Annotated in this window: 10 protein-coding genes; 9 read left to right on the plus strand and 1 reads right to left on the minus strand. The window is 61.5% G+C overall.

Features of this window, described 5'->3' with window-relative positions; genetic code table 11:
* Window positions 1-23: 23 nt before the first annotated feature.
* Entirely contained in the window at window positions 24-3,554 is a 3,531-nt protein-coding gene (gene smc, locus AC3WOY_RS02110; RefSeq protein ID WP_492420723.1) for a chromosome segregation protein SMC, read from the minus strand.
* A 193-nt stretch (window positions 3,555-3,747) separates the two neighbouring features.
* On the opposite strand from smc, the gene dapC reads away from it, so the two are divergent.
* From dapC to AC3WOY_RS02155, 9 genes are all read left to right on the plus strand, one after another.
* Window positions 3,748-4,953, plus strand: coding sequence for a succinyldiaminopimelate transaminase (gene dapC, locus AC3WOY_RS02115; protein ID WP_492420724.1), 1,206 nt, complete (start codon window positions 3,748-3,750; stop codon window positions 4,951-4,953).
* Window positions 4,954-4,978: 25 nt separating this feature from the next.
* Window positions 4,979-5,806, plus strand: coding sequence for a 2,3,4,5-tetrahydropyridine-2,6-dicarboxylate N-succinyltransferase (dapD, locus tag AC3WOY_RS02120; protein WP_420475082.1), 828 nt, complete (start codon window positions 4,979-4,981; stop codon window positions 5,804-5,806).
* A 60-nt stretch (window positions 5,807-5,866) separates the two neighbouring features.
* Window positions 5,867-7,000 carry a PilT/PilU family type 4a pilus ATPase gene (locus AC3WOY_RS02125; protein WP_492420725.1) on the plus strand — a complete coding sequence of 378 codons (1,134 nt, stop codon included), beginning with the start codon at window positions 5,867-5,869 and terminating at the stop codon, window positions 6,998-7,000.
* A gap of 3 nt (window positions 7,001-7,003) precedes the next feature.
* Complete coding sequence (locus AC3WOY_RS02130; RefSeq protein WP_492420726.1) at window positions 7,004-7,357, plus strand: ArsC family reductase; 354 nt, start codon at window positions 7,004-7,006, stop codon at window positions 7,355-7,357.
* Between the two features lie 3 nt (window positions 7,358-7,360).
* Window positions 7,361-8,488, plus strand: coding sequence for a succinyl-diaminopimelate desuccinylase (dapE, locus tag AC3WOY_RS02135; RefSeq protein WP_492420727.1), 1,128 nt, complete (start codon window positions 7,361-7,363; stop codon window positions 8,486-8,488).
* A gap of 71 nt (window positions 8,489-8,559) precedes the next feature.
* Entirely contained in the window at window positions 8,560-9,450 is an 891-nt protein-coding gene (gene prmB / locus AC3WOY_RS02140; protein ID WP_492420728.1) for a 50S ribosomal protein L3 N(5)-glutamine methyltransferase, read from the plus strand.
* Window positions 9,447-11,429 (plus strand): ATP-binding cassette domain-containing protein, encoded by a 1,983-nt coding sequence (locus AC3WOY_RS02145; RefSeq protein WP_492420729.1) that lies wholly within the window; start codon window positions 9,447-9,449, stop codon window positions 11,427-11,429. The genes prmB and AC3WOY_RS02145 overlap by 4 nt, the downstream gene beginning before the upstream one ends.
* A 27-nt stretch (window positions 11,430-11,456) precedes the next feature.
* Window positions 11,457-12,545 (plus strand): CaiB/BaiF CoA transferase family protein, encoded by a 1,089-nt coding sequence (locus tag AC3WOY_RS02150; RefSeq protein WP_492420730.1) that lies wholly within the window; start codon window positions 11,457-11,459, stop codon window positions 12,543-12,545.
* Window positions 12,546-12,586: 41 nt separating this feature from the next.
* Entirely contained in the window at window positions 12,587-13,150 is a 564-nt protein-coding gene (locus tag AC3WOY_RS02155) for a GNAT family N-acetyltransferase (protein WP_492420731.1), read from the plus strand.
* Window positions 13,151-13,154: the final 4 nt, after the last annotated feature.

Genomic DNA, 13,154 nt, shown 5'->3' on the forward strand with positions numbered 1-13,154 from the left:
ACGCACGCAAACAATTCCACGCATCAGGCTGCCTGCGCCTCCGCCGCAAAATTCGCAGCCGCTTCCATATCCACCGCGACAATCCGGGATACGCCCTGTTCCTGCATCGTGACGCCGATGAGTTGCTGGGCCATTTCCATGGCGATCTTGTTGTGCGAAATGAAGAGGAATTGTGTCTGCGACGACATGCGCTTGACCATGTTGCAGAAGCGCTCGGTATTGGCGTCGTCCAGCGGCGCATCCACCTCGTCCAGCAGGCAGAACGGCGCCGGATTGAGCTGGAACATCGAAAACACGAGCGCAGTCGCGGTGAGCGCCTTTTCGCCGCCCGACAGCAGGTGAATCGTCGCGTTCTTCTTGCCCGGGGGTTGCGCCATCACCTGCACGCCTGAATCGAGGATTTCCTCGCCGGTCATGATGAGCTTCGCCTGGCCGCCGCCGAACAGGACCGGGAACAGTTCTCCGAAATGCTTGTTCACCTTGTCGAAGGTATCCTGCAGCAATTCGCGCGTTTCCTTGTCGATCTTGTTGATCGCATCTTCCAGCGTCGTGATCGCTTCGGTCAGGTCGGCATGCTGGGAATCGAGGAACTTCTTGCGCTCCGAGGCTTCGGCAAGCTCGTCGAGCGCCGCAAGGTTCACGGCGCCGAGCGCGGCAATCGCATTGGTCAGGCGTGTGACTTCGCCCTGCAGATAGGAAGGACGAAGATCGCTGTTCAGCTTTTCTGCGAGCGCCGCTTCATCCGCCTGCGCTTCAATGAGGTGCTGCGCATACTGCTCCTGGTTCAGGCGTGCCGCCTGCTCCTTCAGTTGCAGTTCCATGATCTTGTCGCGTTGCGGCTGAAGGCTGCGTTCGGCTTGCAGGCGCGACTCTTCCGCATGGCGCAGCTGCTGGGTCAACTGGTCAAGTTCATGGCGCGCATCGGCAAGCGCGCGCTCCTGGTCGCTGCGTTTCTCGAGCAGATCCTGCAGACCGGCCTGCGCTGCCTGGTCGTCGAGGCTCTCAAGCTCCAGGCTTCCCTGCTGCATGCTCGCAAACAGCCGGGCGGACTGCTCCAGCGCCGTTGCGATGCTGCGCTTCAGCTCTTCAATCTTGTTGCGATGTGCCTTTTCGGCGAATTCTGCTTCCTGCGCAGCGCGTTCAAGTTCGCGCAGGCGCAAGCGGGCATCGTTGAGCTGCTGCTCCTTGGCAAGGTAATCGGTCTGGCCGGTCTCGTGTTTTTCCTGCAGTTCGGCCAGTTCGATGTCGAGCTGCTCGAACTTCTCTTCGGATTCCGCCTTCGTCTGTTGCTGTTCAGCCTCCTGCGCGGCAATTTCCGCGAGGTCGGAGTCGATCTGGGTACTGCGCTGGTTGAAACGGTCCTGCACCTCGGAAAGCTTCATCACTTCGAGCTGAAGTCCATGCACCGTCTGCGTCAGCTGGGTGACGCGCTGGCGCAGTTCGCCGAGGCGTTGCGTCGCTTGCGTAAGCGCGGATTCTGCGCGAACGGCGCGCGATTTTGCCTCGTCGGCGAGCATTTGCTGCGCGCGCAATTGCTTGGTGATGTTTTCGATTTCCTGCTGGCGCCCGAGCATGCCATCCTGCTCTGAATCGGAGGCATAGAAACGAACGCTGGTCTTGCCGATGACGTGGCCCTGCTTCGTGACGAAGTAGCCGCCGACCGGCAACTTGGCGCGGTCGACGAATGCGGAATTGGTGTCCTCGGCAATGAAGACGTTGTGCAGCCAGTCCTGCATCAGCGCGCGCAATCCGGGATCGTTCAATTGCAGCAGGCCGATGAACGGCTTCAAGCCGGCAGGCGCCTCGACCGGCGTCGGCGCACCCGCGGCATTCGGCGTGAACAATGCCAGCTTGGCGGGCGGCGCGTCGTTGAAGAAAGCCTTTGCCCAATCCAGATTCGACATTTCCAGCGCGGAAGTACGTTCGCGCAGTACGGATTCCAGCGCAGTTTCCCAGCCCTGGTCGATATGCAGCTTTTGCCACAGGCGCGGCAGCTCGCCGAGCTCGTGCTTTTTCAACCAGGGCTGGACCTTGCCCTGCGTCTGCACATTTTCCTGAAGCTGCTTCAGCGCGGCGAGACGTGCCTCGAGCTGCGCGTTGTTGGCGGTCTCGGTGTTCAGCTGCTGCTGTGCGGCGCGGCGTTCTTCTTCGAGCTGCGGTTGCTGCTCCTGCGCCGATTCGAGTTGCTCCCTGGCTTCCTCGAGTGCCGCCTGTTTTTCCTCAAGCTGCATCTTCAGGTTGCTCAGGTGCGCGGTGTCCGGCATGGCCATGCCGTTCTTTTCCTGCTGCAGGCGCTCCTTGCGGGAAGCCAGGTTGGCGAGGATGCTGGATGCATTGCGCTGGTGCGCCGATTCCAGTTCGATCTGCTGCTGGACCTGCATGATCTTGCCGCGCGACTCGGTGGTCGCCAACTGAGCCTCGCGCCATGCCTGCTCAAGCGCCGGCAAGTTGTCGTGCTGCGTCTGCGCGGCCTGTTGCGCCTGTTCGACGCGCAAGCCATGTTCCTCGAGGTGCATTTCCGCTTCCTCGAGTTCCTCCTGCTGTTGCTGGCCCTGGCGCTGCCACTGGTCGCGCTGGGCGGTCAGGGAATTCAGCTGGGATTGCAGGCGGTTGCGCGATTCGATGACGAACTTGATCTGCGCCTCGAGGCTGCCGATTTCCGAATTGGTCTGGTACAGGTGTCCCTGCGCCGTGTGCATGCGGTCGCCGGCCGCATAGTGCGCCTGGCGCATATGCTCCAGCTCCGTTTCGACGTGGCGCAATTTTGCGGTCTGCTCTTCGAGTTCGGTCTGCGCGCGCTCGATGTCGCGGAAGTACTTTTCCTGCTCCGACTTGGCTTCGTTCTTGCGCAGCAGCCAGAGCAGCTTCTGCTTCTCGTCCTGGTCGGCCTGCAGCTCGCGGAACTTCTGCGCGACGGCGGCCTGGGCTTCCAGCTTTTCGAGATTGGTGCCGAGTTCGCGCAGGATGTCCTCGACACGTGTGAGGTTCTCGCGGGTATCGTGCAGGCGGTTTTCTGTTTCCCGGCGGCGTTCCTTGTACTTGGACACGCCCGCAGCCTCTTCGAGGAAGATGCGCAGGTCTTCCGGACGCGCCTCGATGATGCGCGAAATCATGCCCTGGCCGATGATCGCGTAGGCGCGCGGACCGAGACCGGTGCCAAGGAAGATGTCCTGGATGTCACGGCGGCGCACCGCCTGGTTGTTGATGTAGTACGTCGAGGTGCCGTCGCGGGTGAGTGTGCGCTTGACGGCGATCTCGGCGTACTGGCTCCATTGGCCGGCGGCGCGGCCGTCGCTGTTGTCGAAGACGAGTTCGACGGAAGCGCGGCCCGCAGGCTTGCGGCTGGTCGAACCGTTGAAGATGACGTCCTGCATCGATTCGCCGCGCAACTCGGACGCCTTGGATTCGCCCAGCACCCAGCGCACCGCGTCCATGATGTTGGACTTGCCGCAACCGTTCGGCCCCACCACACCTACCAGCTGGCCCGGCACCTGGAAGTTGGTCGGATCGACGAAGGACTTGAATCCGGATAATTTAATGGAATTTAGACGCACTTTATCGACTGTTCCTGGCTAGTTGAAGCAGGCGCTTGATGCCGCCCCGGGAAAGGGGCCTATCATAACATTTCACATCCCTGGATCATCACTTTTGCCTAGGGAAATCCCTCCGGCGCAGGTGGGACGCCGACGGTATAATGCCGCCTTTGGTCTTTTTGCATCCCACCTCTTTCCAGCCGAGCCCTTCCCCGTGAATCCGCTGTTAAACAAATTACAACCCTATCCCTTCGAAAAACTGAAGCAACTGTTCGCGGGCGTGAAACCGAATGCCGCCTATGCGCCCATCAGCCTCGGCATCGGGGAGCCGAAGCATCCGACGCCGGCGCTGATCAAAAGAGCCTTGACCGACAATCTTGTCGGACTGGCAAGCTATCCGACGACTGCGGGCTCCGATGCATTGCGTGCAGCCATCGCGGGCTGGCTCGAACGGCGGTACGGGTTGCCGAAGATTGATGCTGCGACACAGATATTGCCAGTGAACGGATCGCGCGAAGCCTTGTTTGCATTGGCGCAGACGGTGATCGACCCGACCGGGGGTGATGCGCTGGTGATGTGTCCGAATCCCTTCTACCAGATCTATGAAGGCGCGGCCTACCTGTCCGGCGCGCAGCCGTACTTCGTGAATTCCGATCCGGAGCGCAACTTCGCACCGGACTTCAAGAGCGTGCCCGCCGACATCTGGCCGCGCGTCCAGTTGCTCTATATCTGCTCGCCCGGCAACCCGACCGGCGCCGTCCTGAACCTGGACGACTGGAAGGAACTGTTCGACCTGTCGGACAAATACGGCTTTGTCATTGCGTCGGACGAATGCTACTCGGAGATCTACTTCAAGTCCGACGCTCCGCTGGGCGGCATGGAAGCAGCGCACAAGTTGGGCCGCACCGGCTATCCGCGCCTGGTGTCGTTCTCCAGCCTGTCCAAGCGCTCGAATGTTCCCGGCATGCGTTCCGGCTTCGTCGCGGGCGACGCCGAAATCCTGAAGAAATACCTGCTTTACCGCACCTACCACGGCAGCGCAATGAGCCCGTCCGTGCAGGCCGCATCGGTCGCTGCCTGGAATGACGAACAGCACGTCGAGGAAAACCGCGCGAAGTACATCGCAAAATTCAACCAGGTCACACCCTTGCTGGAAGAAGTGCTCGACGTACGCCTTCCCGATGCCAGTTTCTACCTCTGGGCCAAGGTCGACCGTTACAACGGCATGTCCGATACCGAGTTCGCGAAGCGCCTGTACGCCGAATATAATGTGACGGTGTTGCCTGGAAGTTATCTGGCGCGCGAAGCGCATGGCATCAACCCGGGACAGAATCGCATCCGCATGGCGCTGGTGGCCGAGGTGGATGAATGCCTCGAAGCAGCGCAACGCATCGTCGAATTCACCAAGAAATTATCCTGATCCATCAACTTGAGAAGCAAAGCAAATGACTCAACAACTCCAGCAGATCATTGACCAGGCCTGGGAAGACCGCGCCAATTTTTCTCCGAAGTCCGCCCCCGCGGAAGTGCGCGACGCCGTCGCCCACGTCCTGGAGCAGCTCAACCAAGGCACGCTGCGCGTGGCGCAGAAGGACAGCGGCAGCTGGGTGGTGAACCAGTGGATCAAGAAGGCGGTGCTCCTGTCCTTCCGCCTGGAAGACAACGTGCCGATGCCGGCCGGCGGCAGCATGCAGTTCTATGACAAGGTTCCGACCAAGTTCGCCAATTACACCGCCGAGGATTTCGCCAAGGGCGGCTTCCGCGTGGTACCGCCGGCTGTTGCCCGCCGTGGCAGCTTCATTGGCAAGAACGTCGTGCTGATGCCGTCCTACGTCAACATCGGCGCCTATGTCGATGAAGGCGCAATGGTCGATACCTGGGCCACCGTCGGTTCCTGCGCACAGATCGGCAAGAACGTCCACCTGTCCGGCGGCGTCGGCATCGGCGGCGTGCTGGAGCCGATGCAGGCCAACCCGACCATCATCGAAGACAACTGCTTCATCGGCGCGCGTTCCGAGATCGTCGAAGGCGTGATCGTCGAAGAAAATTCGGTCATTTCGATGGGCGTGTACATCGGCCAGTCGACCAAGATCTATGACCGCGCCACCGGCGAAGTCACCTACGGCCGCGTGCCCGCCGGTTCCGTGGTTGTCTCGGGCAACCTGCCCTCCGCCGACGGCAAGTACAGCCTGTACTGCGCCGTCATCGTCAAGCGCGTGGACGCCAAGACCCGCGCCAAGACGGGCATCAACGAACTGCTGCGCGACGCCTGATCGTGTGATGGCAGGCCGCCTGACGGCGGCCTTTTTCATCTGGCCACCTAGGAGAGCATCATGGCAATGGACCGCCTGTTCCAGCTGATGAAGGACAAGAAGGCATCGGACCTGTTCATCACCGTGAACTCGCCGATCCATATCAAGATCAACGGACACCTGCTTCCCGTCAACCAGCAGAAAATGGACAACGCGACCATCAAGTCGCTGTTGGCGGAAGTCACTTCCGCAAAGCAGATGCAGGAGCTGGAAGACCACAACGAACTCAACATGGGTATCCCCGTGCCGGGTGTGGGCAGCTTCCGTCTCTCCGCGTTCCGCCAGCGGGGCAGCATTTCCGCCGTGTTCCGTTTCATCCCGGGAGAGATTCCGCGCCTGGCCGACCTGAACGTGCCGCCCGTCCTGGCGGAAGTCATCATGGAAAAGCGCGGCCTGATCCTTGTCGTGGGCTCGACGGGCTCGGGCAAGTCCACCACCATCGCGGCCATGCTCGACCATCGCAATACGAGCAAGACCGGCCATATCCTGACGCTGGAAGATCCGATCGAATTCCTGTTCGTCAACAAGAAATCCATCGTCAACCAGCGCGAGATCGGCACCGATGCCGACAGCCTGCACATTGCACTGAAAAACGCACTGCGCCAGGCCCCCGACTGCATCCTTATCGGCGAGATCCGCGACAAGGAGACCATGGGCAACGCGCTGGCGTATGCGCAGTCCGGCCACCTCGTTGTGGCGACGCTGCATGCGAACAACAGCTACCAGGCGCTGACCCGCATCATCAACTTCTATCCGCTGGAGACACGCCCCTCCCTGCTCGTCGACCTCTCGGTCACCATCAAGGCGATCATTTCGCAACGCCTCGTGCAGGCCAAGGATGGCGGCAGGCGTGCCGCGGTCGAAGTGCTGCTGAATACGCGCCATGTCGCCGAACTGATCGAGCAAGGCGAAATCAGCCAGATCAAGGAAGCACTCGAGAAGAGCATGGCCCCTGGTTCGCAGACCTTCGAGCAGGCGCTGATGCAGCTCATCCAGGATGGCGTGATCACGCAGGAAGAGGCACTGGCCAATGCCGACTCGGCCACCAACCTCTACTGGCTGATCAACAATTCGCAGGGCAAGAAAGCCGAGCCGGAACCGGAGCCGAAGAAGGACGAAGGTCCCACCTTTACTGAATTCACGCTGAACGTTTGATCCATGACAGTCACTCTCTACGGCATCCCCAATTGCGATACGGTCAAGAAGGCAAGAACCTGGCTGGACCGGAACGGCGTTGCGTACACCTTCCATGACTTCAAGAAAGCCGGACTCACGCCGGCGCATGTGGACGGCTGGCTGAAGCAGGTGGAATGGGATGTGCTGGTCAACCGCAAGGGAACGACCTGGCGCGCCCTCCCGGATGAACGCAAAACCGCCGTCGCCGACGCATCCAGCGCCGCGGCATTGATGCTGGAATCGCCCTCGGTCATCAAGCGCCCCGTCCTGGAGTACAACGGCCAGACGCACGTCGGATTTTCCGACGCCAACTACCAACAGATTTTCAACAAGTAATCCATGAGCAAAACACTTGCGCTGACCGAAGAACTCATCGCCCTGTCCTCCGTAACGCCGGACGACAAGGGCTGCCAGCGCCGCCTGATCGAACTGCTGGAACCGCTCGGTTTCAAATGCGAAACCATCGAATCCGGCGGCGTGACCAATCTCTGGGCGCGCCGTGGCACCACCCAGCCCCTGGCCGTTTTCGCCGGCCACACGGACGTCGTGCCTACCGGACCGCTCGACCAATGGCAATCCGATCCCTTTGTCCCGACGCAGCGTGACGGCAAACTCTACGGGCGCGGCGCCGCGGACATGAAAACGTCGATTGCCGCGATGATCGTCGCCGTCGAGGAATTCACCGCAGCCCACCCTTCCCACCCGGGCTCCATCGCATTCCTGCTGACCAGTGACGAGGAAGGTCCGGCGACGGATGGCACCGTCATCGTGTGCGACATGCTCAAGGCGCGCAACGAGCAGCTCGACTATTGCATCGTCGGCGAACCGACCTCCACCGACCAGCTTGGCGACGTGATCAAGAACGGCCGCCGCGGCTCGATGTCCGGCAAGCTCACCATCAAGGGCGTCCAGGGGCACATCGCCTATCCGCAACTGGCGAAGAACCCGATCCACCTTGCCGCGCCCGCGCTGGCCGAGCTCGCCGCCGAGAAATGGGACGATGGCAACGAGTACTACCTGCCCACGTCCTGGCAAATGTCGAACATCCATGCAGGCACCGGCGCGACCAACGTCATTCCCGGAGAAGTCGTGGTCGATTTCAATTTCCGCTTTTCGACGGCCAGCACGGTCGACGGACTGCAGAAGCGCGTGCATGCGATCCTGAACAAATACGACTTTGAGTACGATATCAAGTGGACCATCGGCGGCCGCCCCTTCCTGACACCGCGGGGCAAGCTGAGCGATGCGCTCACGACCGCGATCAAGGCCGAGACGGGACTGGATGCCGATCTTTCCACTACCGGCGGTACCTCGGACGGACGCTTCATCGCCCAGATCTGCCCGCAGGTGATCGAGTTCGGCCCGCCGAACGGCAGCATCCACAAGATCGATGAGCACATCGAACTGCGCTACATCGATCCGCTGAAGAACATCTATCGCCGTACCCTGGAAAACCTCCTGCTGTAACACCCTCCCCCGCCCTCTCCTTTCGGGAGAGGGCCCTGGCACTCGATGCCGCACCGGACACAAACCTCCTCATGACTCCAAACGACTTCACCACCATCCGCGACCTGCTTCGTTATGCGGTCACCCGGTTCAATACCGCCAAGCTGTTTTTCGGCCATGGCAGCAGCAACGCATTCGACGAAGCGGCCTACCTGATCCTGCATACGCTCCAGCTTCCGCTCGACAAGCTGGAACCGTTCTACGATGCGCGCCTGCTGCCGGATGAAACAGCCGCCGTAATGAAAGTCATCGAGCGCCGCGCTACCGACCGCGTCCCCGCTGCCTACCTCACGAACGAAGCCTGGCTGGGCGACTATCGTTTCTATGTGGACGAACGCGTCATCGTCCCGCGCTCCTTCATTGCAGAACTGATTCCCGACCACTTCTCGCCGTGGGTGGACGATCCGGAATCGGTCGAGAACATTCTCGAACTGTGCACCGGCTCCGGCTGCCTGCCCATCATGCTGGCCGACGCCTTCCCGAATGCGTCCGTGGATGCCGTCGACATTTCCCCTGACGCGCTTGCCGTTGCCCAACGCAACGTGGACGAGTACGAACTGGGAGACCGCATCACGCTGATCGAGTCAGACCTGTACGCAAAGGTTCCCAAGAAGAAATACGACCTGATCGTCACCAACCCGCCGTACGTCAACGCCACGTCGATGGGCAAGCTGCCGCAGGAATACCTGCGCGAACCGCAGATCGCACTTGCCGGCGGAGAAGATGGCATGGATCTCGTCCGCAAGATCGTCGCGGGCGCCGCCGAACGGCTCACGCCCAATGGCGTACTGGTCGTTGAAATCGGCAACGAAAGGGAATTCGCCGAGGCGGCCTTTGCCGACCTTGAATTGACCTGGCTTTCCACCAGCGCCGGCGATGACGCCGTGTTCCTGCTGACCGCAGACCAGTTGACCGCGCAATGATCCGTTTCCAGCAAGTCAGCCTGACCCGCGGCATCAAGCCGCTGCTCGAAGGCGTCGACCTGACGCTGAACCCCGGAGAAAAGATCGGCCTCATCGGTGCAAACGGGGCAGGCAAGTCCAGCCTGTTTGCCATGCTGCGCGGCGAACTGCATGCCGACCTCGGGGAAGTCGATTTCCCCGCAAAGTGGCGCATGGCCTACGTGGCGCAGGAAACGCCCGCGCTTGACCGGCAGGCCATCGAATACGCGATCGACGGCGACGCCAACCTGCGCAGGCTTGAAGCGGAACTGGCCGAACTCGAAGGAACATCGGGCTGCCATGTCGAGGGCACCCGCATCGCTGAACTGCACGCTGCGCTGGCTGACGCGGACGCCTATACCGTGCGCTCGCGCGCCGAGCAATTGCTGACCGGTCTTGGCTTCTCGCAGGACCAGATGCAGCAACCCGTGGCGAGCTTTTCCGGCGGCTGGCGGATGCGCCTGAATCTCGCACAGGCCCTGATGTGTCCTTCCGACCTGCTGCTGCTGGACGAACCCACCAACCACCTGGACCTCGACGCCATCATCTGGCTTGAAGACTGGCTCAAGCGTTATGCGGGCACGCTGATCATCATTTCGCACGACCGCGATTTCCTCGACGGCGTCGTGAATGTGATCGTGCATATCGACGACAGAAAGCTGAAGCGCTACGCGGGCAATTACTCCGCTTTCGAAACGCAGCGCGCCGCGCAGATTGCGCTGACGCAGGCAGCCTACGAGAAGCAGGCGAGGCAACGCGCCCACCTGCAATCCTTCATCGACCGCTTCAAGGCCAAGGCCACCAAGGCACGGCAGGCGCAGAGCCGGATGAAAATGCTGGCGAAGATGGAGGAAATCGCTCCCCTGCGCGCCGCGGCGGAATTCTCGTTCGAGTTCCGCGAGCCGCTCAGTGCGCCCAATCCGCTGCTGGTGATGGAGGATGCGGTCGCCGGTTACCGCGTGGAAGATCCGTCCACGCACGAAGTCACCGACAAGCCGATTGTTTCGCGGATCAACTTCTCCCTCCAGACGGGGCAGCGTATCGGCCTGCTGGGCGTCAACGGTGCCGGCAAGTCGACCCTGGTCAAGACCATCGCCGGGGAAATCAAGGCGTTGACAGGCGACATGCGGCTCGGCAAAGGCTTGTCGATCGGCTACTTCGCTCAGCACCAGGTGGAAATGCTGCGGCACGACGAATCGCCGCTGTGGCATCTGTCGCGCATTGCGCCGACGACGCGCGAACAGGAACTGCGCAATTTCCTCGGCGGATTCAATTTCGGCGGAGAGATGGTCACCAGCAAGATCGCCCCGTTTTCCGGCGGTGAAAAGGCCCGGCTCGCGCTCGCGCTGATCGTTTGGCAACGCCCCAACCTGCTGCTGCTCGACGAACCCACCAACCACCTCGACCTCGAAACGCGGGAAGCGCTCACCATGGCGCTTGCGCAATTCGAAGGCACGCTCGTGCTCGTGTCCCACGATCGCCACCTGCTGCGGGCTACTACCGACCAGTTCATGATCGTGGCAGAAGGCAAGCTGCAACCCTTCGACGGCGACCTCGACGACTACCGCGACTGGCTGTTCAAGACAAAACTGGGCAAAGGCGACACCCCCGCAGTCGACCCGGAAAAGCCGTCCGCCCAACAGAATACCGCGACAACGTCGGAATCGCGCGAAGACCGCCAGGAACGCCGCAGGCTGGAGGCGGAGGAACGTCAGCGCCTGTCCGCCCTGCGCAAGCCCATCGAATCGAGGATCAAGCGTCTCGATGAACAAATGGCGAAGCTGAACGTGCGCAAGGGGGAAGTGGATGCGCGCCTGTCCGATCCGTCCATCTACGACGACGCCAACAAGGAAGAACTGAAGGCTCTGATCCTCGACCAGGCCTACATCGCGAAGGAACTGGAACAACTCGAAACCGAGTGGCTGGAACAACAGGACGCGCTGGAAAAACTGTCTGGCTGACAAACATCAACAAACAGGAGGAAACGCATGAACGACGCTGTCGACCGTCCCTTGCTGGGTATCCGCGTGCTCGACCTCACCCGGCTGTTGCCCGGACCGGTCGCCACCATGCACCTGGCCGACATGGGCGCTGAGGTCATCAAGATCGAAGATCCCGGCCTTGGCGACTATGCCCGCACCATGGGCCACGTCCGCAAGGAGGTGTCGCAGTTCTTCGTTGCCGTCAATCGCGGCAAGCAAGGCATGCGTCTCGATCTCAAGGATGCCGCCCAGCGCGATACCTTCCTTCGCATGGTAGAGACGGCCGACGTGGTGGTGGAAAGTTTCCGGCCAGGCGTGATGGACAAGCTCGGCATTGGCTGGAAAACACTTCGCGAACGCAATCCGCGCCTGGTGATGTGTGCCATCTCAGGCTATGGCAAGGATGGACCATTCGCACAGCTCGCCGGACACGACATCAACTACATCGGCCTCGCCGGCATGCTGGAACAGAATGTCGGACCGGACGGCGTTCCCGCCCTGCCCAACCTCCAGATCGGCGACCTGCTCGGCGGCGCACAGGCGGCGGTGCAAGGCATCCTCGCGGCCCTTGTCGGCGCCAAGGCCGGCGGCAAGGGCCGTTTTGTCGACGTTTCCATGACCGACGCGGTATTCGCGCACAACATCATGCCGCTCGTCGCCGTCAACAACTTCGGCCGGCCGGCACCACCGGGCCGCGACCTGCTCACCGGCGGCGTTCCCTGCTACAACGTCTATCGCACCGCCGACGGACGCTTCATGGCCGTGGGTGCGCTGGAACTGAAGTTCTGGGAAAGCTGCTGCGATGTCCTCGAACGCCCGGACCTGAAAGCGCGCCACTGGAGCCTGGGCCAGGAAGTCGGTGGCGAAGACGCCATGGCAGTGAAGGCGGAACTCGATGCGATCTTCGCAGGGCAGACGCTCGCGACCTGGACAGACAAGTTTGCCAGGGCTGACTGCTGCGTGACGCCGATCCTGCGCGCGGATGAAGCCGTCGCACACCCCCTCTTCCAGGCGCGCGGCATGGTGGAGCGCAAGGATCACCCGACCGAGGGCGAGTACTGGTCCACCGGTCCTGCGGTAAGATTCCACGGGTAAGGCGCTTTCCCCGCCCGGGCAAGGCCGGATGATCGATAGACATGCCACACGCATTCCCTCTTCTCCATACCCGCCGGCTCAACCTGCGCCAGATCGTGCCGGCCGATGCGCCGGCGCTGTTTTCCATCCATTCGGATGTGGAATGGATGCAGTGGTATGGAGTGGACCCGATCACCAGCCTCGTCGAAGCCGAGCACCTTGCCGACCTTTTTGCAAGCTGGTTTGTCGCAGGCACCGGCTTCCGCTGGGCCCTGGAGCGCAAGCAGGACAGGCAGCTGATCGGCACCTGCGGCCTGTTCCGATGGAACAAGAGTTGGCGCAATTGCGTGATCGGCTACGAGATCAAGCGCGCGCACCAGCAGCAAGGCTATATGCGCGAAGCCGTCAGCGCCATCCTGGACTACGGGTTCGATGTCATGTCCCTGCACCGGGTACAGGCCGAAACACATCCAGATAACCAGGCCTCAATCGGGCTCGCGACACGGCTTGGCTTCCGGTTCGAAGGAGTCCACCGCGAGCAGGCATACTGGGACGGACGCTTCCATGACCTCAACTGCTATTCCCTGCTGCAGCATGACTGGCACACGCTGCGCCAGCGCGAATAACCCT

This window comes from Noviherbaspirillum sp. FW303-A3, from assembly GCF_058788695.1.